26 protein-coding genes and 1 tRNA gene are annotated in these 25,015 nt (G+C 72.2%); 8 read left to right on the top strand and 19 right to left on the bottom strand.

All coding sequences use genetic code 11. The annotated features are described in order from the left end of the window. Positions 1-80: 80 nt before the first annotated feature. The 3 genes from AC6JBM_RS48315 to AC6JBM_RS48305 all read left to right on the top strand — a co-directional run bounded on the left by AC6JBM_RS48315 (position 81) and on the right by AC6JBM_RS48305 (position 1,820). A complete protein-coding gene (locus AC6JBM_RS48315; RefSeq protein ID WP_497980310.1) occupies positions 81-326 on the top strand; it encodes a GNAT family N-acetyltransferase in 246 nt (81 codons plus the stop codon). 142 nt (positions 327-468) lie between these two features. After that, positions 469-657 carry a hypothetical protein gene (locus AC6JBM_RS48310; protein ID WP_497980309.1) on the top strand — a complete coding sequence of 63 codons (189 nt, stop codon included), beginning with the start codon at positions 469-471 and terminating at the stop codon, positions 655-657. Between the two features lie 488 nt (positions 658-1,145). Beyond that, positions 1,146-1,820 carry a hypothetical protein gene (locus AC6JBM_RS48305; protein ID WP_497980308.1) on the top strand — a complete coding sequence of 225 codons (675 nt, stop codon included), beginning with the start codon at positions 1,146-1,148 and terminating at the stop codon, positions 1,818-1,820. A 64-nt stretch (positions 1,821-1,884) separates the two neighbouring features. Here AC6JBM_RS48305 and AC6JBM_RS48300 read toward each other — a convergent pair whose 3' ends face one another. Both AC6JBM_RS48300 and AC6JBM_RS48295 read right to left on the bottom strand, forming a co-directional pair. Further along, positions 1,885-3,102 carry an IPT/TIG domain-containing protein gene (locus tag AC6JBM_RS48300; protein ID WP_497980307.1) on the bottom strand — a complete coding sequence of 406 codons (1,218 nt, stop codon included), beginning with the start codon at positions 3,100-3,102 and terminating at the stop codon, positions 1,885-1,887. Positions 3,103-3,474: 372 nt separating this feature from the next. Beyond that, on the bottom strand, positions 3,475-3,816 hold the full coding sequence (locus AC6JBM_RS48295; RefSeq protein ID WP_350612011.1) for a hypothetical protein: 342 nt from the start codon (positions 3,814-3,816) through the stop codon (positions 3,475-3,477). A gap of 126 nt (positions 3,817-3,942) precedes the next feature. On the opposite strand from AC6JBM_RS48295, the gene AC6JBM_RS48290 reads away from it, so the two are divergent. Both AC6JBM_RS48290 and AC6JBM_RS48285 read left to right on the top strand, forming a co-directional pair. Continuing rightward, positions 3,943-5,598, top strand: a complete 1,656-nt coding sequence (locus tag AC6JBM_RS48290) for an aminotransferase class V-fold PLP-dependent enzyme (RefSeq protein ID WP_497980306.1) — start codon at positions 3,943-3,945, stop codon at positions 5,596-5,598. Positions 5,599-5,641: 43 nt separating this feature from the next. Then, a complete protein-coding gene (locus AC6JBM_RS48285; protein WP_497980305.1) occupies positions 5,642-6,571 on the top strand; it encodes a S1C family serine protease in 930 nt (309 codons plus the stop codon). Between the two features lie 213 nt (positions 6,572-6,784). Here the strand turns inward: AC6JBM_RS48285 and AC6JBM_RS48280 are convergent, their stop codons facing one another. The 4 genes from AC6JBM_RS48280 to AC6JBM_RS48265 form a co-directional block, all read right to left on the bottom strand. Beyond that, entirely contained in the window at positions 6,785-8,032 is a 1,248-nt protein-coding gene (locus AC6JBM_RS48280; RefSeq protein ID WP_497980304.1) for an acetyl-CoA C-acetyltransferase, read from the bottom strand. Positions 8,033-8,495: 463 nt separating this feature from the next. Further along, the gene (locus tag AC6JBM_RS48275; RefSeq protein WP_497980303.1) at positions 8,496-9,278 is read right to left on the bottom strand and encodes an SGNH/GDSL hydrolase family protein; all 783 of its coding nucleotides are present in this window, start codon (positions 9,276-9,278) and stop codon (positions 8,496-8,498) included. A 384-nt stretch (positions 9,279-9,662) separates the two neighbouring features. Beyond that, the gene (locus tag AC6JBM_RS48270) at positions 9,663-10,751 is read right to left on the bottom strand and encodes an SGNH/GDSL hydrolase family protein (RefSeq protein WP_497980302.1); all 1,089 of its coding nucleotides are present in this window, start codon (positions 10,749-10,751) and stop codon (positions 9,663-9,665) included. A gap of 55 nt (positions 10,752-10,806) precedes the next feature. Then, positions 10,807-11,220, bottom strand: coding sequence for a PPOX class F420-dependent oxidoreductase (locus AC6JBM_RS48265; RefSeq protein ID WP_497980301.1), 414 nt, complete (start codon positions 11,218-11,220; stop codon positions 10,807-10,809). A gap of 129 nt (positions 11,221-11,349) precedes the next feature. On the opposite strand from AC6JBM_RS48265, the gene AC6JBM_RS48260 reads away from it, so the two are divergent. Further along, complete coding sequence (locus tag AC6JBM_RS48260) at positions 11,350-11,700, top strand: YkvA family protein (RefSeq protein ID WP_497980300.1); 351 nt, start codon at positions 11,350-11,352, stop codon at positions 11,698-11,700. 28 nt (positions 11,701-11,728) lie between these two features. Continuing rightward, positions 11,729-13,093: a cystathionine beta-synthase gene (locus AC6JBM_RS48255; protein ID WP_497980299.1), complete on the top strand. Its 1,365-nt coding sequence runs from the start codon at positions 11,729-11,731 to the stop codon at positions 13,091-13,093. Positions 13,094-13,099: 6 nt separating this feature from the next. On the opposite strand, the gene AC6JBM_RS48250 is transcribed toward AC6JBM_RS48255, so the two are convergent. The 3 genes from AC6JBM_RS48250 to AC6JBM_RS48240 form a co-directional block, all read right to left on the bottom strand. After that, complete coding sequence (locus tag AC6JBM_RS48250; RefSeq protein ID WP_350612002.1) at positions 13,100-13,435, bottom strand: hypothetical protein; 336 nt, start codon at positions 13,433-13,435, stop codon at positions 13,100-13,102. Further along, positions 13,435-14,202, bottom strand: a complete 768-nt coding sequence (locus tag AC6JBM_RS48245; protein WP_497980298.1) for a Bax inhibitor-1/YccA family protein — start codon at positions 14,200-14,202, stop codon at positions 13,435-13,437. The genes AC6JBM_RS48250 and AC6JBM_RS48245 overlap by 1 nt, the downstream gene beginning before the upstream one ends. Before the next feature lie 147 nt (positions 14,203-14,349). After that, positions 14,350-14,430: transfer RNA gene (locus tag AC6JBM_RS48240), tRNA-Leu, on the bottom strand. A gap of 197 nt (positions 14,431-14,627) precedes the next feature. Here AC6JBM_RS48240 and AC6JBM_RS48235 point away from each other — a divergent pair. Further along, on the top strand, positions 14,628-16,286 hold the full coding sequence (locus AC6JBM_RS48235; protein WP_497980297.1) for a hypothetical protein: 1,659 nt from the start codon (positions 14,628-14,630) through the stop codon (positions 16,284-16,286). Between the two features lie 6 nt (positions 16,287-16,292). Here the strand turns inward: AC6JBM_RS48235 and AC6JBM_RS48230 are convergent, their stop codons facing one another. The 10 genes from AC6JBM_RS48230 to AC6JBM_RS48185 all read right to left on the bottom strand — a co-directional run bounded on the left by AC6JBM_RS48230 (position 16,293) and on the right by AC6JBM_RS48185 (position 24,858). After that, positions 16,293-17,657, bottom strand: coding sequence for an NAD(P)/FAD-dependent oxidoreductase (locus tag AC6JBM_RS48230; RefSeq protein ID WP_497980296.1), 1,365 nt, complete (start codon positions 17,655-17,657; stop codon positions 16,293-16,295). Positions 17,658-17,750: 93 nt separating this feature from the next. Further along, positions 17,751-18,326 carry a hypothetical protein gene (locus AC6JBM_RS48225; RefSeq protein ID WP_497980295.1) on the bottom strand — a complete coding sequence of 192 codons (576 nt, stop codon included), beginning with the start codon at positions 18,324-18,326 and terminating at the stop codon, positions 17,751-17,753. Further along, positions 18,326-19,654 carry a DUF58 domain-containing protein gene (locus AC6JBM_RS48220; protein ID WP_497980294.1) on the bottom strand — a complete coding sequence of 443 codons (1,329 nt, stop codon included), beginning with the start codon at positions 19,652-19,654 and terminating at the stop codon, positions 18,326-18,328. Before AC6JBM_RS48220 ends, AC6JBM_RS48225 begins: the two co-directional genes overlap by 1 nt. Before the next feature lie 6 nt (positions 19,655-19,660). Next, a complete protein-coding gene (locus AC6JBM_RS48215) occupies positions 19,661-20,650 on the bottom strand; it encodes an AAA family ATPase (RefSeq protein ID WP_350611996.1) in 990 nt (329 codons plus the stop codon). Further along, a complete protein-coding gene (locus AC6JBM_RS48210) occupies positions 20,647-21,303 on the bottom strand; it encodes a hypothetical protein (protein ID WP_497980293.1) in 657 nt (218 codons plus the stop codon). The genes AC6JBM_RS48215 and AC6JBM_RS48210 overlap by 4 nt, the downstream gene beginning before the upstream one ends. Beyond that, positions 21,293-22,036, bottom strand: coding sequence for a DUF4129 domain-containing protein (locus AC6JBM_RS48205; RefSeq protein WP_497980292.1), 744 nt, complete (start codon positions 22,034-22,036; stop codon positions 21,293-21,295). Before AC6JBM_RS48205 ends, AC6JBM_RS48210 begins: the two co-directional genes overlap by 11 nt. A gap of 9 nt (positions 22,037-22,045) precedes the next feature. Further along, positions 22,046-22,738, bottom strand: coding sequence for a uracil-DNA glycosylase (locus AC6JBM_RS48200; RefSeq protein ID WP_497980291.1), 693 nt, complete (start codon positions 22,736-22,738; stop codon positions 22,046-22,048). Positions 22,739-22,748: 10 nt separating this feature from the next. Next, on the bottom strand, positions 22,749-23,681 hold the full coding sequence (locus AC6JBM_RS48195; RefSeq protein WP_497980290.1) for an HAAS signaling domain-containing protein: 933 nt from the start codon (positions 23,679-23,681) through the stop codon (positions 22,749-22,751). Positions 23,682-23,766: 85 nt separating this feature from the next. Next, positions 23,767-24,093, bottom strand: a complete 327-nt coding sequence (locus AC6JBM_RS48190) for a PadR family transcriptional regulator (RefSeq protein ID WP_497980289.1) — start codon at positions 24,091-24,093, stop codon at positions 23,767-23,769. Between the two features lie 123 nt (positions 24,094-24,216). Then, positions 24,217-24,858 (bottom strand): LppU/SCO3897 family protein, encoded by a 642-nt coding sequence (locus tag AC6JBM_RS48185; protein ID WP_497980288.1) that lies wholly within the window; start codon positions 24,856-24,858, stop codon positions 24,217-24,219. Positions 24,859-25,015 lie beyond the last annotated feature (157 nt).

Below are 25,015 nucleotides of genomic sequence, written 5' to 3'. Positions count from 1 at the left end.
CGGCCAGGCGCACGGATATTCATGGCGGTCCGGACGTCCGTGGGCGTGTAACCACACGGGCCAGTGCAAGAGCACCGGCCGTGCTGCTCGCGCGGCTGGCGCTCGACAAAGTTCTTCACGGGCAGGGCCACGGCGGCGCACTGCTCTCGGACGCCCTCAACCGGATCGTCGTCGCCACGCAGACCGTTGCCGCCAGGTTCGTGGTCGTGGACGCGCTCGACAGCGCGGCCCACGGTTTCTACCGGCACCACGGCTTCCGGGAGATCCCTGGCTCGATGCGTCTGGTTCAAAAGGTCGGCGACATCGCCGCCGCGCCTGGCCCTTGAGACGATGCTTTCCGAAGTACCTCCAGGTCACTGTTCGCCCCATCGGCGTCGGCACCCTGCCGTCCTGACCTTGCTTGAGGACGGGCATCGACATAGCGAAGCCGCCGCGCCGGCCGATGACGGCGCGGCTTACATTGTCGGCATGATCGTGTTCGATATGGAGGAAGAGGAAGCCGAGCCCCATCCTCCCCGGTGGCGGAGGGTGCTGTCGCTTTCCGGTGGCTTCCTGAGCCTTCTGGTCATGACGATGCTCCTGCTCGCCGCGCTGGCCTTCGTGGCCTGGGTGCTGCTCTGGGCGGGCGTGCTCTTCTACGAGATTCCGCGGGCCTGACGGCGCCGACGCGGGCGTCCGCTCCAGCAGGCCGGGGCCGAGGGGCATCTCGACGATCTGACGGCCGGGCGCCTCGCGGGTCCTCGCGACCCATCGCCTCGACGGCCGGCGCGAGGATCGCGAATCGGGCGAGGCAGCGCCGGCGGCTTCCGCTGACACGCACCTCGACCTCGCCCATGGAGAGCCAGTCGGAGTCAGCCGCCCCGGGTTCCGCGCCTGAACCCGAACTGGAGACCGCCGAGTCCGGCGCAGATCACCAGGCCGACGAAGTACGTGCCCCATCGGCGGCGGCGCACCGACCGGGTAGCTGATTTGGGGGTTTTTGTCACTACTTCGGTGGGATGATCAGGGCTTGAGGCCGCCCCGCGGAGGCTTCCGCACGGGCGGCCGGCCATCGAAGCAGTGACACACGCGGGGGACTGAAGAGTATGGGCCACGCCGACGAACGTCGTGCCGAAGCGAAGAACCATCAGTCAGCGGATGAGAGGGTGCCCCGGTGGGCACGGCGGCGCCGGCCGTTCGTGCTCGGGGGCGTCGGGCTGGCGGCGATGCTGGGGGTCGGGGGCTTCGTGGCCCTGCAGACCAGCGCCGGGGCCGCCACCGACCCGGTCGCGAGGGCGGCCGCACAGAACGTGGCCGCGGCCGCCAGTGACGACACCGGCCCGTCGACCGCCCCGGCCCCGTCGGCCGGCGCGGCCACGAGCGAGCCGGGCGCCGCGGCCATGGACACCACGGCGACGCCGAGCCCGATGACGAGCGAGCAGCGCATCGGCGCGGCCCGCTCCGCCGCGGCGATGGCCAGCAACAACGTGCGGCAGCCGCTCCCGCCGGCGCCGGGCGGGGCCACGGCCTCGGCTTCGGTGAGCGAGACGACGGGCCCGGGCAAGACCACGCTGCGCATCGTGAGCGCGCACGCCGACCTCACCGGGCAGCGCGAGCTGGCCTGGGTGGCCGACGACGGTCGCGCGGTGGGCGACGCGCAGTGCTCGCAGAACTTCCGGCTGAGCGCGAACCAGCCGGTCTCGCACAAGCCGAACATGCTGATCTGCTGGCGGGTGAGCGCCGCGAAGAGCGTCTTCACGGTGCTCATCGACCAGGGCGGCCACCCGTCGGAGGCGGACAGCTTGGCCGCGATCGACCGGACGTGGTCCGAACTCGGCTGATCGAGTACGGCAAACAGCAAAACGGCCCGGGAGCTGAGCTCCCGGGCCGCTTTCGTGTGCTGGATCAGTAGTCGGACACCGTGAAGGTGGCGCCGCTGACGATCAGCGAGACGCTGTAGCCGGTGCCGGACTGCGCTCCGACCGAGCCGTCGTTGACGACCGTCAGCGTGTAGGTACCCTTCGGCACCGGCGTGCCCGACACGGCCGCACCGGTCGTGTCGTCGAGGCTGTCGTGCAGGTCCATCGTGCAGATGAGCTCGGTGTCGCTGACGACCAGCACGCTGCCGCACTCCGCGACGCCGCCGAGGGTCTTGTTGCTCGAGTTCGTCGTCGGGTCGTACTTGCCCGGCACCAGGTACACGTGCGCCTTGGTGTCGATCGTGCCGACCGTGTTCGAGCTGCTGAAGTCCATCGCCGAGAAGCCGACGCCCTGGACGTCGACGTCGACCGTGGTGTTCTGCGGGGCGGTGTTCGGCGAGATCACGATGCCGTTGGTGTACGAGTACGCCGTGGTCTTCGTGGCCATGCCGCCGGCCGAGTTGATGATCAGCGACACGCCCGTCTGAGCGGCGTGGGCCGGCACGGTGGCGGTGAAGCTGGTGCCGCCCGTCGCGACGACGATGTTGCTCAGCGCCAGGCCGCCCAGCGTGCCGGTCATGCCGGTGCTCGGGAAGTTGGTGCCGGCGACGGTGATGGTGTTGCCACCCAGCGCGGGGCCGGTGGACGGCGTCACGGTGGTGAGCGTCGGCTGGCCTGCGATCGCGTACGCCGCGTTGCCGATCAGCGGGCTGCCGGACGCGCCGGTCGTGGTGCCCGTGTAGACGCACAGGTTGTACTTCGCGGTGGACTGGTTCGTGCCGCCGCTGCTGCCGAGCACGACGCCGGCCGGGACGGTGACGGCGATCTTGTTGGTGGCGCTCGTGCCGAGCTTCTTGACGGTCGTCGCGGCGATGACGCCAGCGTTCTGCACGAAGGCGCCGCCCGTGACGGTGCCGGCGACCGCCGCCGGCGCCAGGTAGGTCGCGGAGCAGCTCGCCGCCGCGCCGGTGCCGACGTACTGGAACTCCACAACCGGCGTGATCGCGGTGGTGAAGATGTTGGTCGTCGCCGTGGCGGTGATGGTGTTGCCGCCGCCGCTCGGGCCCGTGGCCGAGCTCAGCGTCAGGGGCACCGTCGCCGCGAGGGCGGGGGCCGCGGTGGCCGCGATCATCGCGGTGACGGTGCCGCCGACGAGGACGGCCCGAGTCCGCCAGGTGCGAAGACGCGTCTTCGGGTGGTTCATGTGTGGTCTCCTCCGGTGGTCGCCACAGCAAAGCTGACTTGAGGGCTTACCTCACGCAAAGTAGCAGCGAAATAGCTGAGAGTTACTCAAATCAGCCAAGAAGAGAGCCCCGGCCGCAGCCGGGGCTCTCGAGGTACCACATGAAGGGTTTTGGCAGGCGAGGGCACATTTTCGCGATATATGCGGGGGAACCACGAGAAGTGCCCTCGCCTGCCGGGTAGACCCGCCCGTTCCCTGGGGAGGACGCCTGGCCGGAGGCGTTCGGAGCCGACGGAGGCATGTCGGCAACCGCGTCCGGGCGGGTCTTTGTGTCGCGGGACTGCGTTGCACTGGCGGGGCGCGCCGAAGTCTCCGCTGGTATCAACGATCGTGTTACAGGAAGGTTCCCCGGTTTCCGCCGGCTCGATGCCAGCCGCCGCGCGAGCGCGGCTTGCCGAGGTCGATCCGCCAGTCGGGCATGGTCCGCAGGCTGTAGAGGTCGTGACGCGCGGTCCAGGCCTCGTTCCAGGGGCGGCGCGAGGCCTCGGCGGCGTTCTCCGCGAGCCGGCGCGGCGCGCAGGGCCACTCCCGCCCGCACCAGAGGCACAGCCCCTCCCCGTCGGACTCGCTGTGCCGACTCAGGATCTGCGTGGCGTCCCGCCACAGGAGTCGATCGACGACGTCTGTTGGCTCGGACTGGTCAACACTGACCAACTTCCCTACCCCCAGTCTCATGAGGCTTCCTGAGCACCTCCGGACGAAACGTTAAACAGTCCGGCCCTCCAGTGGAGCGGACAAGCAGTGCGACATTCTCCCGACCACACGAAAGAGGACGGCGTGGCGCCTGGGATGATGACGGCCATGCAGAACCCCCTCTTGCAGCGCATTCGTGCCGCGGTGATCGGCGATGACCAGGTCATGCGGGGGCCCTTCGGCGCGCGCCGGGTGACCTATGCGGACTACACCGCCTCGGGCCGCGCGCTGGACTTCATCGAGCGCTTCGTCCGGGACGAGGTTCTGCCGCTGTACGCCAACACGCACACGGAATCGTCCGGCACCGGCCTGCAGACGACCCGCCTGCGGGAGGACGCGCGCCAGATCATCAACGAGGCCGTGGGCGGCGACGCCGACACCGTCGTGATCTTCACCGGATCCGGCTCCACCGCGGCGATCGACAAGATGGTGCACATCCTCGGCCTGCGGGTGCCGGCCGCGCTGGAGGACCGCTACGAGCTCTCGGCGCGCATCCCGGCCACCGATCGCCCGGTCGTGTTCATCGGCCCCTTCGAGCATCACTCCAACGAGTTGCCGTGGCGGGAGTCCATCGCGGACGTGGTCGTCATCCCCGAGGATCACAACGGCCACATCGACCTGGACCGACTGCGCGCCGAACTCGTGCGGCACGCCGATCGACCGCTGAAGATCGGATCGTTCTCGGCGGCCTCCAACGTGACCGGGATCGTCAGCGACACGCACGCGATCTCGGCGCTGCTGCACGAGCACGGGGCGCTGTCGTTCTGGGACTTCGCGGCCGCCGCGCCCTACATCGACATCGAGATGCACGACAAGGACGCCGTCTTCATCTCGCCGCACAAGTTCGTCGGCGGCCCCGGCACGCCGGGTGTGCTGGTCGTGCGCCGAACGCTGCTGACCAACCGGGTCCCCACCGTGCCCGGCGGCGGGACCGTGGACTACGTCAATCCGACCGACCACCACTACATCGCCGACCCGGCCCACCGCGAGGAGGGCGGCACCCCGGCGATCGTCGAGTCGATCCGCGCGGGCCTGGTGTTCCAGCTCAAGCGGGCGGTCGGCACGGACACGATCCGCGCCCTGGAGGAGGGGTTCCTGCGCGAGGCGATCGCGTCGTGGCAGACCAACCCCAACCTCGAGATCCTGGGCAACCTGGACGCGCCCCGCCTGTCGATCGTGTCCTTCGTGATCAAGAAGCCCCGGGGGCGGTACCTCCACCACAACTTCGTCGTCTCGCTGCTGAACGACCTGTTCGGCATCCAGTCGCGGGGCGGCTGCTCGTGCGCGGGCCCCTACGGCCACCGGCTGCTGGGCATCGACATCGAGCGCTCGCACCGCTTCGAGCAGGAGATCATCGCCGGCTGCGAGGGCATCAAGCCGGGCTGGGTGCGGGTCAGCTTCAACTACTTCATCTCCGAGGCGGTCTTCCGGTACATCGTCGACGCCGTCCACCTCGTGGCGACGCACGGGTGGGCGTTGCTGCCGCAGTACCGCTTCGATCCGCGGACGGGCCTGTGGAAGCACCGCGACGGCGTGGTCGAGCCCCCGCTGCGACTGTCGGAGCTGACCTACTCGGACTCCGGCGAGCTGACCTGGCCCTCGCACCACGAGCGGGCGCCCGAGTCCGACCTGGCCGGATACCTGCGCTACGCCCGGGAGCTGTTCGAGTCGCTGCCCGCCGAGGCGGAGCCGGACGGGGTCGTGTCGGCCAACTTCGAGGCGCTGCGGTGGTTCGACCTCCCGGCGGTATCGCTGTTGGCGTAACGGCGGGCGGCATTGCCGGGCCGTCCCCGGTGTTCCTCCTCGCATGGACCCCGAAATCGATGCGCTCGACGCGTACAGCCGGGTCGTCTCCACCGTGGCGGCCACCCTGTTGCCGAGCGTCGCCAGCCTGACCGTGCGCAGCCGCCGCGGCGAGGGCGCCGGCTCGGCCGTCGTCTACACCCCGGACGGCTTCACCCTGACCTCGGCGCACGTCGTCGCCGAGGCCGACGGGGGCGTCGCCGAGTTCACCAACGGCACCCAGACCCGCTTCGACGTGGTCGGCGCCGACCCGCTCGCGGACCTGGCGGTGCTGCGCATCCGCGAGGCCGGGGTGCCGCCGGCGACCCTGGGCAACGCCGACGACCTGCGCATCGGCCAGCTCGTCGTGGCGGTGGGCAACCCGCTGGGCCTGGCCGGCTCGGTCACCGCGGGCGTGGTCTCGGCGCTCGGGCGCTCGCTGCCGGTGCGCGACGGGCGGCACGCCCGGCTCATCGACGACGTCATCCAGACCGACGCGGCCCTGAACCCGGGCAACTCGGGCGGCGCCCTGGCCGACTCGGCCTCGCGGGTCGTCGGGATCAACACGGCCGTGGCCGGGATCGGGCTCGGCCTGGCGGTGCCGATCAACGGCACGACCCGCCTGATCATGTCCGAGCTGATGGCCACCGGCCGCGTCCGGCGCGCCTGGCTGGGCGTCGCCGGGGCCACCGTCCCGCTGCCGCCGCCCCTCGCGCAGCGCCTGGGGCAGTCCAAGGGGCTGCGGCTGGCCGAGGTGGTGCCCGGGAGCCCGGCCGGGCTGGCCGGGCTCTACGTGGGCGATGTGGTGCTCAGCGCCGGCGGGAAGCCCATCACCGGCGTGCAGGACGTGCTGCGGCTGATGCTCGGCCCCGCGATCGGCACGAGACTGCCGATCACGGTGCTCCGCAAGGACGCCCTGGTGGACGTGGTCGCCGTCCCGGCCCAACTGGAGTAAGCGCCCCGGGTGCGCTTTGCGGAGACCGAGGCGGCGACCGTGCAACGCCCGGTGCGCTTTGCGGAGACCGAGGCGGCGACCGTGTGCCCCGGTGCGCTTTGTGGAGGCCGGGACCTGAGACGATCCCGGCTCCCGCAACCGACTACGGCGACCAACGTGTGGGAGGGGGTTTGGGTGGAGCGGAGCTCCCCCAAGACGAGCGAAGCGGGGAACTCAGCTCAGGCGCTCCAGCACCATCGCCATGCCCTGACCGCCGCCGACGCACATCGTCTCGAGGCCGATGGACTTGTCGTGCCAGTTCAGCGAGTTGATGAGCGTCCCGGTGATGCGCGCGCCCGTCATGCCGAAGGGGTGCCCGACCGCGATCGCGCCGCCGTTCACGTTGAGCTTCTCCAGCGGGATGCCCAGCTGCCGGTACGACGGGATGACCTGCGCCGCGAAGGCCTCGTTGATCTCGACGAGGTCGACGTCGTCGATGGTCATCCCGGCCCGCCGCAGTGCGCTGCGCGAGGCCTCGACCGGGCCGATGCCCATGATCTCCGGCGACATCGCGGTCACGCCGGTGGAGACGATCCGGGCCAGCGGCGTGATCCCGAGCTCGCGGGCCTTGGTGTCGCTCATGATGACCACCGCGGCCGCGCCGTCGTTGAGCGGGCAGCAGTTGCCGGCGGTCACGCGGCCGTCGGGCCGGAACACCGGCTTGAGCCCGGCCACGCCCTCGAGCGTGACGCCCGCCCGCGGCCCGTCGTCGGTGGAGACGACCTCGCCGGTCGGGGTGGTGACGGGGGTGATCTCGCGGGCCCAGAAGCCGTTCTTGATGGCCTCCTCGGCGAGGTTCTGCGATCGGACGCCGAACTCGTCCATGTCCTGCCGGGTCACGCCCTCGAGCTCGGCCAGGTTCTCGGCGGTCTGCCCCATGGCGATGTAGATGTCGGGCAGCTCACCGTCCTCGCGCGGGTCGTGCCACGCGTCGGCGCCGCCCTCGGAGCGCTTGGTCGTGCGCGCGTAGGCGTCCGCGAACGCCGGGTTCTGCCATGGCCCGCCGACGGCCGCCTGCGCGTCGGGCGGGAGGGCGTCGGAGTTGCCGCGGGCGTACCGCGACACGCACTCCACCCCGGCCGAGATGAACACGTCGCCCTCGCCGGCCTTGATCGCGTGGAAGGCCATCCGCGTGGTCTGCAGCGACGATGCGCAGTACCGCGTGGTCGTGGCGCCGGGCAGGTGGTCGAACCCGAGCAGCGTGCTCACCACGCGGGCCATGTTGAAGCCCTGTTCGCCGCCGGGAAGGCCGCAGCCCAGGTAGAGGTCCTCGATCGCGCGCGGATCGAGCTGCGGCACCTTGTCGAGAGCGGCACGGACGATGGTGGCGGCAAGATCGTCGGGGCGGAGGTCGCGCAGCGATCCCTTGACGGCACGGCCGATCGGGGACCGGGCGGTGGCAACGATGACAGCTTCCGGCATACCTCGGATGCTACTTCGAGGTAACCCCGGCCCATCCGCCTTCGTCCAGCCAAAATTGTCACACGGCGTGCGTAATCACAGGGACCATGACTCGGGTCCGCGGTGGTCCGGACCGTCGCTCCCGCCAGACACCGCTGGGCGCTGGCGCGCCGACGCTGCCAGGCCCGCGGATGGTCACCCTTCCGTCTGTCAGCCTGGGCAGACAGGCTCGCGGCCGGTCACCCTACGCCGGCCGGTCCCGCACAACCCGGCGCACGGCCGGTCACCGCCTCCGGCGGCAGGTCACCCGACGATCGCCGGTCCTACAAGGCCCGGCGCACGGCTCGTCGCCGTCTCCCGCCCGCAAGTCCTCGCGGCAGGCCGCCCGACGATCGCCCGTCCTACGCGCCCCGACGCACGGCTCGTCGCCGTCTCCCGCCCGCAAGTCCCCGCGGCAGGCCGCCCGACGATCCGATCGCCCGTCCTACGCGGCCCGGCGCACCGCCGCGGCCTCCTCGACGGCGGGCAGCAGCGCGTGCGCCCAGACCCGATACCCGTCCGCCGACGGATGGAAGCCGTCATGGCAGAGCGTCCCCGCATCCGCCCGGAACACCGCCCCGGTACGCGCCCCCAGGTCGACCACCACCGCGCCCGCGGCCCCCGCCTCGGCCGCCTGGAGCCGGGCCATCCGCCGGCTCCGCAGCCCCAGGAGCTGCCGCAACGGCGGCGCGAAGGCACGCAGCGCGCCGAAGTCGGGGCAGGTCCCGACGACCACGGGAATGTTCGCGTCCTGCAGCCGCCGGCAGGCCGCCCCGAGGTGCTCGGCCGCGTCCGAGGTGCGGCCGGGGTGGGTGACGTCGTCGGTGCCGACGAGCACGAGCGCCACGTCGGGCACCGGCCCGACGAGCGCCCGGGCGACCTGGGTGGCCAGGTCGGAGGAGCGTGACCCCGCCACGGCGACGCTGGAGAGCTCGACCCGCCGCCCCGAGGCACCGCCCGCCAGCAGCGCCGCGAGCTGACCGCCGACGGTGTCCGCCACCCGCTCGACCCCCACGCCGAGCGCGGTCGCGTCGCCGAGCAGCACCAGGCGCATGGGCGGCTTCCCGGCACCCCCGATCGACGAGCGCATCGCGAGCCGCATGTCGGGCTTCGCGTAGGTGCGGGTGCGGGCGGCAACCGCCTGCGCTGCGAGCACGGCGGCCCCGCCGACCGTGCCCGCGATCACCGTCACGGTCGCGAGCTTGGCGAGGCGCTTGACGACACTCACGCCGTCACCTCCGTTCCGGGCCAGTCAATCGAATCACGGTCCGGGTGACGCGAACAAGGGGCAAATCCGGACGAATTGCAAAACGCAAGGTGACGGAAACCACCCTCGGCCCGTTCACCCTGCCGACTCCCGGGCCGGCACCGGGCCGTCGACTACGCGGCGTGTCACTGGCGCCACGTGATGGCCCACGAGCCGCCCGGCCCCGCGGACTGCCGCCCGCCGCCGAGCGCGGCCCCATGGCCACCCGAGGAACCGCTCTGGACCACCGGCCCACGAACCACCCGGGAGACCGCTCCGAACCACCGCCCACGGTCACCTGAGGAACCGCTCCGAGCCGCCGGCCCACGCCCGGCCGCGCCGAGCCCGGTCGCCGGTCCACCTGGCTCACGCGGGCTCCGCGGCCCGGTCCGGGGTGCGGTCCGCGGCGCCGTCCGTGGCTCGGTCCGGGGTGCGATCGGCCTGCTGCGGGAGCCGGTGCCAGACCCGCCGGCGCAGCTGGGCCCAGCGGCCCGCCGGACCCCGGTCGTGCCCGGCCACCTGGGCCGCGCTGACCTCGGTGCCCGGCCGGTGCGCGGCCTCCGCCGCGGCCTGCGGCAGCGCCCGCACCCCCTCGCCGGACGCCAGCGCCTGGGCCGGGGCCACGAGCGCGCCCGCGACCGGGACCGGCTCGGTGAGCGCGGCGACGACGGTGGGCAGGACGGCCTGGGCGGCGGCCAGGTATCCGGCGCCCGACGGGTGGAACCGGTCGAGGCTGAACATCCGGTCGGGCTCGGCGTAGAAGAGCTCGCCGAGCAGGTCGCCCAGCGAGACCGTCCGGCCGCCGGCCTCGACGACCGCGATCGTCTGCGCGGTGGCCATCTGCCGGCTCCAGCGCCGCGCGAGCCAGCGCAGCGGCGGCTGGATGGGGCGGATGGTGCCCAGGTCGGGGCACGTACCCACGACGACCTCCACGCCCGCCTCACGCATCACGCGCACCGCGCGCACCAGGTGCCGCACGGCGGTCGGGATGCTCACGCGATGGGTCACGTCGTTGCCGCCGATACAGATGACGGCGACGTCCGGCCGCTGCCGCAGGGCCACCTCCACCTGCGGCGGGAGGCCCTTGGACTCGGCGCCGACGACGGCCAGGCAGCGCATCCAGACCGGCCGGCGCAACTGCTCGGCCAGCCCGGCCGCCACCGCGGCGGCGAACGTCTCGCTGGGGCTCAGCGCGCCATACCCGGCGGCGGAGGAGTCCCCGAGCACCACCAGGCGCACCGGCGTCCCCTCGAACTGGGTGCCGTAGAGCCCGTTCGCGCGCGGCGGCGGGCTCACCACCTGGGGAATCGTCTTGCGCGCCAGCAGCGCCTGGCCCAGCACCAGCCCGTAGAACAGCGCGCCCGCCCCGGCCACGCCACCGCCACCGACCACCGCCGCCGTGGCTATCCGCTTCACCCGCTCCGACTGCAGCTTCACCGCCCCCGCCCTTTCCATCCCCGAGGTCCCTGCGGCCCCCGAGGCTAACCCCCGCCCTCCAAGTAACCGTCGCTCATCCGGACCGGTCCGGCCCCGCTCGGAGCAGGGTGATCCGAATCAGCACCCGTTGTTCCGCAACCATCGCGGCGCGATATTCATCCCAGTTGTCGTGTTCCCGTCCGGATGCCCGCCGGTAGTAGTCGACCAAACCTTCAACGCTCTGCGGGAGCGAAACGATCTCAGCTTCACCCTCGACCTGGACCCATCGGCCGTAGAACCCGTCGGGCAGCACGCACACCGCCGCGCGCGGGTCCCGCCGCAGGTTGCGCACCTTGTAGGCGGGCTCGCGGCTGCTGATCACCACGCGGCCCTCGGCGTCCACCGCGACCACGACCGGTGACATCTGCACCCCGCCGTCGGTCCGGCGGGTGGCGAGCACGGCCTGGTGCTGGTCCGTCAGGACGGCACGAGCCTCATCGAGATCCATGTCGCCATTGTCCCTCAGCCCGGCTCGTGGCCGCCTCGCGCGGACGAACCGGTCCGGGAGCCGACAGTGACTCCAGCACATGGTGACGGACACCGTTACATTCGAAGCAAGGCAGAGAGGGCGGTCATCATGGCGGACAGTGCGCTGCGACGGCGGATGGCGTGGACGGCGCTCGCGCGCGTGTTCCGCTCCGACACCCCCGGGATCGGCAGGCGGCTCGCGGCGATCCCGCGCATGGTCAAGGCGACCATGAAGGGGCAGTACGACGGCGGCACGCGCCTGGCGATGCTGGCCGTCGCGGGGGTGTACATCGTCTCCCCCATCGACGCCGTGCCGGAGGCGTTCCTGCTGGTCTTCGGGCTCGTCGACGACCTGGCCGTGGCCGGGTACTTCGCCGGCGCCCTGATGGACGAGCTCGAGCGCTTCCTGGAGTGGGAGAAGCAGCGGGAGCACATCATTCCCGGACACGTCGTCGGGTAGTCCCGGGCAGGCCGGATACGCTGGCGGCGTGCGCTACTACGACAACGTCGTCGAGTTGGTGGGCAACACGCCCCTCATCCGGCTCCGCAACGTCACCGCCGGCATCTCCGCCACCGTCCTGGCCAAGGTCGAATACCTCAATCCGGGCGGCAGCGTGAAGGACCGCATCGCGCTGCGGATGGTCGAGGAGGCCGAGAAGTCCGGGCTGCTCGGGCCGGGCGGGACGATCGTCGAGCCCACGTCCGGCAACACCGGCGTCGGGCTCGCGCTGGTGGCCCAGCTCAAGGGGTACCGCTGCGTCTTCGTCTGCCCCGACAAGGTGAGCGAGGACAAGCAGAACGTCCTGCGGGCCTATGGAGCCGAGGTCGTGGTCTGCCCCACCGCCGTCGCCCCCGAGGACCCCCGGTCCTACTACAACGTCTCCGATCGCCTCGCCCGGGAGATCCCCGGCGCCTGGAAGCCCGATCAGTACGCGAACCCGGCGAACCCCCGCTCGCACTACGAGACCACCGGCCCCGAGATCTGGGAGCAGACCGAGGGCCGCGTCACCCACTTCGTGGCGGGCGTCGGCACCGGCGGCACGATCTCCGGCGCCGGGCGCTACCTGAAGGAGGCCTCCGGGGGCCGCGTGCGCGTCGTCGGGGCCGACCCCGAGGGCTCGGTGTATTCGGGCGGCACCGGCCGCCCCTACCTCGTCGAGGGGGTCGGCGAGGACTTCTGGCCGACGACCTACGACCGCACCATCTGCGACGAGATCGTCGAGGTGTCGGACAAGGACTCGTTCGAGCTCACCCGCCGCCTGGCCCGCGAGGAGGGCCTGCTCGTCGGCGGCTCCTGCGGCATGGCCGTGGCCGCGGCGCTGAAGGTCGCCCGCGAGGCCGGCCCGGACGACGTGGTCGTGGTGCTGCTGCCCGACGGGGGCCGCGGCTACCTCTCCAAGATCTTCAACGACGACTGGATGGCTCGGTACGGCTTCCTCCGCACCGCCGAGCAGACCCCCACGGTCGCCGACGTCCTCGTCGGCAAGGACGGCCGGGTGCCCGGCATGGTGCACGTCCACCCCAACGAGACCGTGCGCGACGCGATCGACTACATGCGCGAATACGGCGTCTCGCAGCTGCCGGTGCTCAAGGCCGAGCCGCCCGTCGTCACCGGCGAGGTCGCGGGCTCGATCGCCGAGCGGGACCTGCTGGACGCGCTCTTCTCGGGCCACGCCCACCTGCACGACATGGTCGAGCGGCACATGGGCGACCCGCTGCCGATGATCGGCGGCGGCCAGCCCGTCAGCGAGGCGGTCGCGCTGCTGGAGAAGGCCGACGCCGCGGTGGTGCTCATCGACGGCAAGCCGGCCGGCGTCATCACCCGCCAGGACCTGCTCGCCCACCTGACCTGAGGCCGTCTACCCGAAGGCGCCGCGGACCGCCGTGATGCGGGCCGCGGCGTCCTGCCGCACCGCGAGCGGTGCGAAGCGGCGCAGGTCGGCCGCGACCACCTGGAGCTGGTCCGGCAGGGCCAGGTCGTTGTCGAGCCGCGGCACCGGGATCGGCGGCCGGCCCTCCGCCTCCGCGCACCGGTCGGCCATCCACTGCACCAGGTCGTGCATGAGGTCGGCCCGGCTTGGCCCAGACAGCCCGGAAACAGACAGACCGGACGCCGCCCATCGGGGCGGCGTCCAGTGTGAGACCTGGCCGACCAGCTTGCGCACCGCGGTGTCGAGCTGATCGTCGTGCGTCATCAGCGGCGCAGGTAGCTCAGCATGCGCAGGATCTCGTAGTACAGGAAGATCAGGCCCACGAGGATGCCGAACGCGCAGTACCAGGCGTACTTCTCCGGCATCCCGTAGCGGGTGCCCTGCTCGATCGCGTCGAAGTCCAGGATGAAGGTCAGCGCGGCCACGCCGATGATCACCAGGCTGAACACGATCGGCAGCCAGCTGACCTGGCCGTTCATCGTGTACTCACGCAGGCCCAGGTTCACGCCGAACAGGTAGAACAGCCAGTTGGCGAGGGACAGGACCACGACGCCGATGAGGGCGCCGATGACGAACTTGGTGAAGCGCGGCGTCGCGCGCAGCACCTTGAGCTTGTAGAGCACCGCCATCACGGCGAAGATGCCGAACGTGCCGACGATCGCCTGGAGCACGATGCCCGAGAACCAGCTCTCGAACGCGCGGCTGATGACGCCGAGCGCGACGCCCTGCAGCGCCGCGTAGGGGATGATCACCGCGGGGCTCGTGACCCGGCGGAACGAGATGACGAGGCCAAGCACGAGCCCGGCGATGCCGGACATGAAGGCCGCGAAGTAGGTCACCGGGCTGCTGGCCGGCAACAGGATCCACGCGCCGGCCCCGACCACGCCGGTGATGGCGAGCAGGGCGACGGTCCGGACGACGACGTCGTCCATGGTCATGGCGCGCGTGGGCGCGCCCGGATACGCGGTCTCGTAACGGGAAGCCCGCGCCGCCTCGCCAAGGCGGGTGAGCACCGGGTTCGAACTCTGCACGATCGGCCTCCATGGGCTCTCATTCACGTGTAAGCCCAGGGTACCGCGAACTCGCCCGCGGGAAACGAGCACCATACAGCCCGACGTTACGGTCGAAGATAACGACGGAATTCGTGCGATTTGTGGGGGCAACGACCATAAACTCGGTGCCCGGGGCGGGGTTCGAACCCGCACGCCTCGCGGCAGCCGCTTTTAAGGCGGCCGTGTCTGCCGTTCCACCACCCGGGCGTAGAAACGCGATCTCACGGTAGCCCGTCCGACGAACCCCCAACACCGACAAGGGGTTGGCCGTTACTGTCGTCCGGGTGACCAGCGCCCCACAGACCGACGAGGCGGGCACTGCGCCGGTTGACCATGAAACACCGGCCGCGCAGCCATTGCGCATTCGCCGCTTATGGATTAGCGACCTTGCCGCGTGCGCCCTCATGGTGCTCGCGGCCGCCCTGCTGACACGGGGCCTCTGGGCCGATCCAGCGGGTCGCGGCCTCGCGCTGAACGCCAATGACCAGGCTCTCGACGAGTGGTTTCTCGCCTACGCCACCCGAGCGTATCGCGGCGACTTCCATTTCGTGACCGGTGCTCTCAACGCGCCCGAGGGCATCAACGTGCTCGGCAACGCCTCGCTCGTCGGGCTCGGCGTGCTCTTCGCCCCCTTGACTCTGGCGTTCGGGGCGCCGGTGACGTTCGCGGTCGTGACCGGGTTCAACCTCGCGGCCACCGGCGCCGGGTGGTACCTCCTCTTCGCCCGCACCGCCGGACTCCACCGCCTGGCCGCGCTCATCGGCGGCGCCTTCTGCGGCTTCGCGCCGGGCATGGTGAGCCAGTCCAACGGCCACCTGCACATGACCGCGGCGTGGCTGGTGCCCGCGATCGCCTGGTGCGTGTTCAGCCTCGCCAAGGGGCAGCGCAGTGTCCGGCTCGGGCTGCTGCTGGGCGCGCTGGTCGTCGCGCAGTTCTTCCTCGGCGAGGAGGTACTGCTCCTGGCCGCCATCACCCTCACGCTGTTCTGCCTGGCGTTCGCCGCGACCACCCGGCCGATCCCGAGGCATGTGCTGCCGTCGCTGGGCATCGGGCTCGGCGTCGCCGCGGCCGTCGCCCTGGTCGCGCTCGCCTACCCGATCTGGCTGCAGTTCCGCGGACCGCAGAGCGCGCACGGCGGCGTGTTCAAGCCGGAGTTCTACTCGGCCGACCTCAAGAGCTTCGCGGCCATCTCCCCGCTCTCGCTGGCCGGCGGCGACGGCGCGGCGAGGCTGGCGAGCGGGCCGGCGGAGTACACCGCCTTCTTCGGCGCCCCCGTGCTCATCGTGGTCCTGGGCGCGACGCTGTGGATGTGGCGGCGCCCGGCCGTCGTGGCGTGCACGGTGGTGTCGGTCGTGCTGTGCGCGCTCGCGCTCGGCCCGCACGTCGTGGTCGGGCACGAGCGCACCGAGCAGTGGGCGCCGTACTCCCTGATCGCCCACGTCCCGATCGTGGAGTGGGCGCTGCCGACCCGCTTCGCGCTGGCCGCCGTCCCGCTGCTCGGATTCGTGCTGGCGTGCGTGGTACACGCCGCGCTGACCCAGACCGAGACGCTCAAGCTGCTCGTGCCGGTCGCGGTGGTGGCCGCGCTCGTGCCGCTGGCCCCGATGCCGCTGCCCACCGCCGAACGCGCCCCGGTGCCGAAGTTCTTCACCGAGGGGTACTGGCGCGGCTGCGCCCCCCGCGACGGCACGATCGTCCCGGTGCCGCTGCCCGACTGGAACGACCCGCAGGCGATGCGCTGGGCCGCGGCCACCGGGGTGTCGTTCGCGACCCCGCAGGGGTGGTTCATCGGCCCGTACGGCGACGGTGGCGCATCGGCCGTGGGCGTCTACCCGCGGCCGACGTCGCAGCTGCTGCACCGGGCGATGGCCAACGACAGCCCGCCGGTGCTCACCGACCAGGACCGCATCGACCTGCGCCGGGACGTCGCCTACTGGCGCGCGTCGTGCTTCGTGCTCGCCGACGGCCAGCGGGGCGCCGCGGCGCTCACGAGCACCCTCGACGCCCTGCTCGGCCCCGGCGAACGCGTCGCCGACGTGTGGGTCTGGCGCGCTCGAAGCTAGTCGGGCTCAGGCCGCCTTCTGCTCGGCGGTCTGGCCCCGCACGGGCAGCGGGATCGGGACCGCGACCTCGGTGAAGGCCTCGCGCGGCTCGTGCAGGGAGCCGAGCGCGACGACCTCGCGGCGCAGCACGAGCTGCAGGGTCCAGTCCACGAGCACCCGGATCTTGCGGTTCAGGGTCGGGATGCGGCTGAGGTGGTACGTCCGGTGCATGAACCACGCCGGGACGCCTCGGACCTTGATGCCGTACACCCGCGCGGCCCCCTTGTAGAGCCCGAGCCCGGCGACCGAGCCCACGTGCTTGTGCCGGTAGTCGGCGGGCGCCCGGCCCCGCACCACCGCCGCGATGTTGTCGGCGAGCTGGGAGGCCTGCCGCACCGCGTGCTGGGCGCTGGGCGAGCACAGCGCGCCCGGGTCCGCGGCGGTGAGGTCCGGCACCGCGGCACAGTCGCCGGCGCTCCACGCGCCCTCGACCACGTTGCCCTCGGCGTCGACGACCTGCAGCGTCGGCTTGCAGGTGATCGCGCCGCGGGGGCTCCTCGGCAGGTCGGTGTCCTCGAGCATCGGGTGCGGCTTGACGCCCGCGGTCCACACGATCGTGTCGGCCTCGAAGGCGTCGCCGTCGGAGAGCTTCACGAGGCCGTCGACGCACGACTCCAGCCGCGTGCCGAGGCGGATGTCGATGCCGCGCCGCGTCAGCTGTACCGCGGTGTAGGCCCCCATCTCCGCGCCGACCTCGGGCAGGATGCGGTTGGCCGCCTCCACGAGCATGAAGCGGACCTCGTCGCGGGGGATCTCCGGGTAGTACCGCAGCGCGCCCCGGACCATGTCCTCCATCTCGGCCAGCGCCTCGACGCCCGCGTAGCCGCCGCCGACGAAGACGAACGCGAGCGCGCGGCGCCGCGTGGCCTCGTCGTCGGTGGTCGCGGCGACGTCGAGCCGGTCGAGCACGCTGTTGCGCAGGAACACGGCCTCGCCGATGGTCTTGAAGCCGACCGCCTGCTCGCGCAGGCCGGGGATCGGCAGGGTGCGCGAGACCGAGCCGGGCGCGACGACGATGTGGTCGTAGGGAACCTCACGCGCCGGGCCGATGATCGGCTGGACGATGGCGACCTTCCGCGCGTGCTCGATGCTGGTCACCGTGCCGGACAGCACGTGACAGTCCTTGAGCTCGCGGCGCAGCGGGACGACGCTGTGCCGGGGGGAGATGTTGCCGGCCGCCGACTCTGGCAGGAACGGCTGGTAGGTCATGTGGGGCTGGGGGTCGACGACGGTGACCTCAGCCTCGTGCCGGTTGAGCTTCTTCGACAGGCGCAGGGCGGCATAGAGCCCGACGTGCCCGGCCCCGACGATCAGGATTCGCTTCGCAGCCACGAATGCAACGCTAGGGATGAGCGTCGCTCTCTTCTGCCGCGGGCCGGACACATGTAATGCCCGTTACCAGGGCTGTAACGGCGGCCACAGGGGTCAGCCGGACACCCGGCGGGCCACGAGATAGGCCAGGAGACCGGCCGCGGCGACCCCCACGAGGGACGCGACGAGGAACACGGGACCGATCGCCGCCCGCACGAGGAACAGCATCGCCACGCTGACCACCGCGCTCACGGCCACCACCGCGCCGGCCCGCAGCAGCCAGCCGCTGATCACGCCCGGGGAGAGCACGGCGTCGTACGGCAGCACCGCGGCCAGGGCGGCCAGGGAGTGCATGAGGTACAGCGCCGTCGAGAGCCCGATGAGCCGGGGGACGGAGACGCTCTCGCCGTAGAACAGCGGCCCCAGCAGCCAGCCGAACGCGCACGCGAAGATCGCGAGCCCGGGCAGGCGCGAGCGCGGGAACGTCGCGGGCAGCAGTGCCACGACGGCGGCCAGCACGATGGCGGCCACGTTGTGCATGACCTCGGCCGGGAACGCGAGCACCAGGCTCAGCGCCGCGAAGAGCACGATCGCGCCGCGGACCAGCAGCGGCCCGGCCGCGGCCCGCTCGACCTTGTCCCGCAGGCGGCCGATGCGCCCGGAGAAGTATTCCGCGAGCTCGTCGAGCATTACGCCGTCACCGTCCGCCCGACCGCCACGCGCGCGACCCCCTGCAGCACCTCGTCGAGGCTGCCGGCCCCGCCCCAGGCGACGACCGGCACGCCGTGCTCCCGCAGCTGGCCGATGATGGCCTCGCGCTCCAGGCGCCACATGCGCTGGGCGACGTCGCCCCATTTGCCGGTCGCGCGCAGGCGCAGTACCGGATCCGCCAGGGTGTCCACGGCCACCACGAACCTTCCGGCGCGGGCCAGGTTGGCCAGCATCGCCGCGCTGCGCACGTCCAGCAGCGGGGTGAGCACCATCACCAGCGCGTTGCCCTGGATCATGTGCGGGCCGAAGGACGACGGCGGCGGCTCGTCGGACTGCTCCCCGGCGGCGACGTCGAGCAGGAACTCCAGCGCGGTCATGTAGTGCCGCCGGCCGCTGGCCGCGCGCAGGTGCCGCACGGTCCCGCCGTACTGCAGCAGCGCCACCCGGTCGCCCCGGTGCAGGTAGTGCTCGGCGATGCCGGCCGCGGCGCGCACGGTGATGTCGAGCACCGAGGCGCGCCCATCGATGCCGCCGGAGCGCCCGGCCTCGTGCAGCGCGTCGAGCAGCACGACGACCTCGGCGTCGCGGTCGGAGAGGGTGCTCACGACGTGGATCTCGCGGGTGCGCAGCGACACCCGCCAGTCGATGCGGCGCAGGCGGTCGCCGGGGCCGAAGCGGCGCACGCCCGCGAGCTCGCCGCCCTCGCCGGTGCGCCGGGAGCGGTGGCCGCCGACGTGCCCGGCCGCGCGGGGCATCGCCTCGGCCGCGTCGAAGTGCTCGGTCGCCGGATACGCCTTGAGCGGCAGCGGCGGCGTCTGCACCGCGCGGCCGACGAGCAGCCCGTCGGAGGCGACGGCGTGCGCGGTCACCGGGCCGAGCGGGTGGCGGCCCCAGCGCAGCACCCGGCCCTCGAGGTCGACGCCGGAGATCGTCCCGCCGTCGACGGTGACCGCGTAGGGGCGGTCGCTGTGCTTGAGCCGGACCCAGCGCGGGACCACCGAGCGGACCACGAGCAGGTCGAAGCCGACCGGGTTCGGGTTGCCGACGTTGATCGTGACGCCGAGGTCGGCCCCCTCGACCAGGAACGGCTCGGCCGCGATGGCCTCGACGGTGGGGCCGCGGCGCGGGCGGCGCACCAGCGACACGGCGGTGCCGATGGCGAACGGCGCGGCGATGACCACCAGGTCGAAGCGGCCGGTGAGCACGGCGACGAGCACGAGCGCGCCCGTGACCAGCACCGCCCGGCCCAGGGCGCGGGTCGGCTCGAACGCCCGCGCGTGCGACCGGGGTGCCCCGCGCTCGCTCATCGGACCTCAGCCACGGCGACCGCCGTAGGACGGCAGCGCCCCGCTGGCCGGGGCCGGCGTCTGGGCCAGCACCTCGGTGACCACGGAGCGCGGGTCGATGCGCTTGAGCCACATCTCCGGGCGCAGCGAGATGCGGTGGGCCAGGGCCGGGATCGCGACCGCCTTGACGTCCTCGGGCACCACGTAGTCCCGGCCGCTCAGCGCCGCCGACGCGCGGGACAGCAGCAGCAGCGCGAGGGAGCCGCGGGGCGACGCGCCGACCAGCACGTGCGGGTGCACGCGGGTGGCGGCGGTCAAGGCGACGATGTACCGCCCGATCGAGTCCTCCACCACGACGTCCTCGAGCGCCGCCTGCATGGCCAGCAGCGTCTCGGAGTCGACGACCGGCTCGAGGATCGCCTCCTCCTGCCGCCGCGACATCCGCCGCCGCAGCACGTCCCACTCCTCGTCGGCCTCCGGATAGCCGAACGACACCCGCAGCAGGAACCGGTCGAGCTGGGCCTCGGGCAGGGGATACGTGCCCTCGTACTCGATCGGGTTCGCGGTGGCGAGCACGTGGAACGGCGCGTCGAGGCGGTAGGTGGCGCCCTCGACGGAGACCTGCCGCTCCTGCATCGCCTCCAGCAGCGCGGACTGGGTCTTCGGGGGCGTGCGGTTGATCTCGTCGGCGAGCAGCAGGTTGGTGAAGACCGGCCCGGCCCGGAACGAGAACTCGTGGTTGCGCTGGTCGTAGAGGAACGAGCCGGTGACGTCGGCGGGCAGCAGGTCGGGGGTGAACTGCAGGCGGCGGAAGCCGATGCCGAGCGCCTGCGCGAACGAGCGCGCGGTCAGCGTCTTGCCCAGGCCGGGCAGGTCCTCCAGCAGCACATGGCCGCCGGCCAGGATCCCGGCGAGGACCAGCTCCAGCGAGTCGCGCTTGCCGACGACCACCGTGCCGACCTGGTCCAGGACCACCTTGGCGATCCGGCCCACCTCGGCCGGTGCGAGCGTCTTCATAGCGCCTCCACCTTTGCGACGATCGATGCTATGTCCTGCGGGCTGGGCACGCGGGACGGTGTGTAGTGCAGCAGCTGCCAGAGCTCCTCGCCGACGAGCCGGCGCGCCTGCTCCGGCTGGCCGGCCAGGGTGATGCCGTGGCGCTGGCGGAGCCGGGCGTCGACCAGGTCGGTGAAGCGGGGCACGACGACGGCCGCGAAGCGGTTCGGGTCACGCTCGCCCCACACGAACCGGTCGTCCCACTTGGCCACGGCCAGCAGGATGCCGTCACCGGACGGGATCGCGTCGCGCCGCCCCGGCGCACGCTCCGGCCCTCGCCCCTCCCGCGGCCGGGCGACCGGCTCCAGGCCGGCGCCGGTCAGGGTGGCGGGCAGCTCGTCGGCGCGGACCTGCTGCAGCATCTCCCAGATCACCTGGATGGCGACGATGACGAGCAGCAGGAGCGCGTACTGCAGGGTGTAGCCGACGAAGTACAGGATGCCGCCGCCGACCGTGGTCAGCGCGACGGCGACGAACAGCCGGCGCACCCACCAGCGCCAGTCGAACGGGCGCGACGGGCGGCGGGCCGGGCGCGGCGCCTGCTCGCGGCGCGGGACCGCGGGGCCGCCGTCGAAGAGCTCGTCGAGGCCGACCACCTGCTCCTCACGGGGCACCGGGCTCACCTCCACGCGCGCCGACGCCGGCGAGCTCGGCGCGGATCTGCCGGAGGGCGCCGATCGCGTCCTGCCGGGAGCGCTCGCCGACCGGGTGGGTGGCGTAGCGGGCCTCGCGGTACACCTCGGCGAAGCCCTCGAGCGTGGGGCGGCTCACCTGATGGGCCGACAGCAGGCGGGTGACGAGCTCGGTCGGGCTGTCGCCGACCAGGCGCGGGGTGCCGGCGGCCGCGGCGGCGCGCTCCAGGCGCACCCAGCAGGCGATCACGGCCCGGCGGGGGTCGGTGTCGGTGTCGCTGAGCTCGACGATGCCCGCCTCGACGGCGGCCATGACCTCCTCGGCCGCGCCCGTGGTCATCGGGCGGGGGGCCTCGGGCTCGACGAAGACCCGCGGCTTGGGCTTGGCGGTGCGGTTGCTCAGCAGGTAGTACACCAGGCTGCCGACCAGGACCAGGACCAGCAGCCCGCACAGCGCGGTCGCGCCGGTCAGCACCCAGTCCGGGATCTCGAGGTCGTCGTTGCGCCCGGCGCCGGCCGGCGGCTCGGCCTCCTGCTGGTCGCTCGTGGCCACGACGGTCGGGGTCGGCCGGTCCACCGCCGGCGTCGCCACCGGCACGTTGTTGATCTCCAGCGTGGACATGGACGACGCCAGCCCACCGATGATGAGCACGGCGATGACGCCCAGCACCGGCCACCATCGGCTGAAGGTGCGGTCCCGAGCCTCCACCAGCATCCCGTCGCTCTAAGCAAGCCCGGCGAGCTGCTTCGCCCGGGCGAGAATCTCGTCCAGCATTCCTGGCGTGAGCCGACCGGTAAAGGTGTTCTGTTGACTCACGTGGTAACAACCGAGCAACGCCGGGGCGCGTTCGGCCTGCCACAGGGTCCCGTGGCCGAACGGTACCTTCCTTGCCGGTGCTACACCGTAGACGGCTCGCAGCGCCGGCCAGAAGGCGGCCCACGCGAATGCGCCGAGGGCGATCACCACGCGCAGGTCAGGGGCGATCTCGCGGAGCTCGCGATGCAGGAAGGGCGCGCAGGTGTCGCGCTCGACCGGGGTCGGCTTGTTGTCCGGCGGGGCGCAGCGCACGGCGGCGAAGATCCGCAGGCCGGTCAGCGTGAGCCCGTCGTCACGGGAGGTGCTGGTGGGCTGGTTGGCCAGGCCCGCGCGGTGCAGCGCCGCGAAGAGCACGTCGCCGGAGCGGTCGCCGGTGAAGATCCGGCCGGTGCGGTTGCCGCCGTGGGCGGCCGGTGCGAGCCCGAGGATGGCGATGGGCGCCCGGTGCGAGCCGAAGCCCGGCACCGGGCGCCCCCAGTACTCCTGGTCGCGGAAGGCCGCGCGCTTGACGGTGGCGACCTCCTCCCGCCACGCCACCAGCCGGGGGCAGCGGCGGCACTCGGAGATCTCCTGAACGAGCCGGTCGAGCGCGTCTTCCACAGGTCAGACGTTAGCCCGACGCCGACGGGGTCCCGCTCGGGCTGGCACTCGGGCTGGCACTCGGGCTGGCACTCGGGCTGCTGGACGGGGTGGCGGAGGGGGTCGTGGTCGGCGTGACCGAGGGGGTCGGTGCCGTCCGGCCCAGCGGGCACAGCGGGTAGGCGGGGGTCGCCCGGGGCTCGGGCTCCTGGCCCGTGTAGCAGCGCCACGCGTCGCCCATCGAGATCGGGTTGCCGTTCTGGTCGTACAGCGTGACGTTCTGCAGCGGCCGCCCGTCCTGGTCCACCGGGTACACGTCCACAACCCCCTCGTAGGGGTTGTAGGAGGACTGCGGCAGGTAGGTGTGCGAGCCCCCGAGCCGGTCCAGGTTCACGGCGATGACCAGCACGCCGATCACCCCGAGGGCGGTGATGCCGTAGCCGACGAACCGGTGCATGCGCGGGCGGCCGACGGCGCCCAGCCGCACCGAGACGATCACGGCCACGGCCATGAGCACCCAGCCGAGCGGGTCGTCGATGCGGTCGGACGGCAGGATGTCCATCGCGAAGATCAGCACCACGATGGCCACCCCGCGCGCGACCCACCAGGCCGGGCGCAACAGGCGCAGGAAGTCGGTGGCGCGCTCGTAGCCGATGAGCCGCCCGCCGCGCTCGTCCGCGATCCGCAGCCGGCCGCGCAGCCGCTCCAGGTCGATCCGGGCGGCGCTCGTGGTGCGGGCGCCGGCCTCGATGCCGGCCGCGGCGCGCAGCTCGGCGGCGTAGGCGGCGGGCGGGCCGAGCCGCTCGACCAGCGAGCCGCCCTGCTCCTCGAGGACCTCGGCGAAGTGCGCGGGCAGGTCCTCCATGAGGTCCTCGCGCACCTCCTGCGGCAGGTCGGCCAGCGCCTCCCCGACCCGCTCCAGGTAGTAGTCGATCTCCAGGCTGCTGCCACTCGGCGCGATCATGCCGCCACCTCCGCTTCGCTCCGGCGCCGGCATGACAAGGCCTGACCTTCCCGATGAGCGGCCACTCCGCTTCGCTCCGTACCGCTCATGCCGCCACCTCCCCGATGAGCCGGTCCATGGTCTGCGCGAAGCCCGTCCAGACCTTGCCGGACTGGGCGAGCTGGGCCCGGCCGGCGGCGTTGAGCGCGTAGTACTTGCGATGCGGCCCCGACTCGCTGGGCACCACGTAGGTGGTCAGCGCGCCAGCCTGGAAGAGGCGGCGGAGGGTGCCGTAGACCGACGCGTCACCGACGTCGTCGAGGCCGGCCGAGCGCAGCCGGCGCAGGATGTCGTACCCGTAGCCGTCCTCGTCGCGCAGCACGGCGAGAACGGCGAGGTCGAGCACCCCCTTGAGCAGCTGGGTGGTGTCCACGGCAAGCAGAGTAGTACGCAATGCACAGTAGTATCAAGCGCGTAGGACCGAGGCGCGCAAAAAGGCGGCCCGCTGCCGATGCGGACCGCCCTGCGAAGCTGTTGCCGGTTCTTGCTGCGCCTTTTACTTGGCGTCGTCGAGGCAGAGGGCGTCGCCGCTGCTGACGTCGGTGCCCTGCCAGAGCACGTACTTCGCGTCGGAGTACGCGTCGCAGACGGTGGCCTCGTCCTGCAGGGACTCGGTCTGGGACACGCCGTTCTTGATGCCCACGACCTTGTACTTCGCGGTCGCGTCGTCGCACTTCACGATCTTCACGCTGACGTTCTTCGACGTGCTGTCACTGATCGAGTCGCCGGCCAGGCAGTCGCCCACCTTGGCGTTCGACGGGTCCGAGTTGACGCTGTCGACGATGTCGTTCCAGGTGCTGCGGGCGAAGAAGAAGATGCCGCCGCAGCAGACGAGCGCGAGCACCAGGATGACACCGAGGATGATCAGAATGATCTTGCCGGCGCTGGACTTCTTCGGCGGCGGGGCACCGAACGGCGCGCCACCGGGCGCGGCCGGGGCACCGTAGGCCGGCGGCTGGCCGTAGGACTGGTCATACGGGGCGCCCGAGGAGGGCTGGCCGTACGGGGAACCCGAGGAGGGCTGGCCGTAGGGTGCGCCGGACGACTGCCCGTACGGCGGCTGGTCACCACCGGGCGGCGGGTAACCCCCGCCACCGGGTGGCGGGTAGCTGCCGGGCGGCGGGTACTGATCAGACATTGCGTTTCCTTCCGGGGTATGCCGCAAAGATCACCCTAACGGGCAAAATGACGGTTGAGCTTGGAAAACCGACCTCTTGCCTGCTGGAGACGGCTCACGATATCGGTAGAGGGCCAATGCGCGCAGCACTGAGCGTGCTCGTATTACGGTGTGCGCC

This window comes from Dactylosporangium thailandense, from assembly GCF_059739745.1.
Note: the sequence above shows the minus strand (reverse complement) of the source record. Positions and strands in the feature narration are given on the sequence as shown.

Excerpts from the sequence above, each read along its gene's own strand:
- AC6JBM_RS48250 (WP_350612002.1), bottom strand. The coding sequence starts at position 13,435 with ATGACGCACGACGATCAGCTCGACACCGCGGTGCGCAAGCTGGTCGGC.
- AC6JBM_RS48300 (WP_497980307.1), bottom strand. The coding sequence starts at position 3,102 with ATGAACCACCCGAAGACGCGTCTTCGCACCTGGCGGACTCGGGCCGTC.
- AC6JBM_RS48295 (WP_350612011.1), bottom strand. The coding sequence starts at position 3,816 with ATGAGACTGGGGGTAGGGAAGTTGGTCAGTGTTGACCAGTCCGAGCCA.
- AC6JBM_RS48220 (WP_497980294.1), bottom strand. The coding sequence starts at position 19,654 with ATGAGCGAGCGCGGGGCACCCCGGTCGCACGCGCGGGCGTTCGAGCCG.
- AC6JBM_RS48205 (WP_497980292.1), bottom strand. The coding sequence starts at position 22,036 with ATGCTGGTGGAGGCTCGGGACCGCACCTTCAGCCGATGGTGGCCGGTG.
- AC6JBM_RS48185 (WP_497980288.1), bottom strand. The coding sequence starts at position 24,858 with ATGTCTGATCAGTACCCGCCGCCCGGCAGCTACCCGCCACCCGGTGGC.
- AC6JBM_RS48285 (WP_497980305.1), top strand. The coding sequence starts at position 5,642 with ATGGACCCCGAAATCGATGCGCTCGACGCGTACAGCCGGGTCGTCTCC.
- AC6JBM_RS48290 (WP_497980306.1), top strand. The coding sequence starts at position 3,943 with ATGCAGAACCCCCTCTTGCAGCGCATTCGTGCCGCGGTGATCGGCGAT.
- AC6JBM_RS48225 (WP_497980295.1), bottom strand. The coding sequence starts at position 18,326 with ATGCTCGACGAGCTCGCGGAATACTTCTCCGGGCGCATCGGCCGCCTG.
- AC6JBM_RS48260 (WP_497980300.1), top strand. The coding sequence starts at position 11,350 with ATGGCGGACAGTGCGCTGCGACGGCGGATGGCGTGGACGGCGCTCGCG.
- AC6JBM_RS48235 (WP_497980297.1), top strand. The coding sequence starts at position 14,628 with ATGGTGCTCGCGGCCGCCCTGCTGACACGGGGCCTCTGGGCCGATCCA.
- AC6JBM_RS48195 (WP_497980290.1), bottom strand. The coding sequence starts at position 23,681 with ATGATCGCGCCGAGTGGCAGCAGCCTGGAGATCGACTACTACCTGGAG.
- AC6JBM_RS48310 (WP_497980309.1), top strand. The coding sequence starts at position 469 with ATGATCGTGTTCGATATGGAGGAAGAGGAAGCCGAGCCCCATCCTCCC.
- AC6JBM_RS48265 (WP_497980301.1), bottom strand. The coding sequence starts at position 11,220 with ATGGATCTCGATGAGGCTCGTGCCGTCCTGACGGACCAGCACCAGGCC.
- AC6JBM_RS48270 (WP_497980302.1), bottom strand. The coding sequence starts at position 10,751 with ATGGAAAGGGCGGGGGCGGTGAAGCTGCAGTCGGAGCGGGTGAAGCGG.
- AC6JBM_RS48280 (WP_497980304.1), bottom strand. The coding sequence starts at position 8,032 with ATGCCGGAAGCTGTCATCGTTGCCACCGCCCGGTCCCCGATCGGCCGT.
- AC6JBM_RS48215 (WP_350611996.1), bottom strand. The coding sequence starts at position 20,650 with ATGAAGACGCTCGCACCGGCCGAGGTGGGCCGGATCGCCAAGGTGGTC.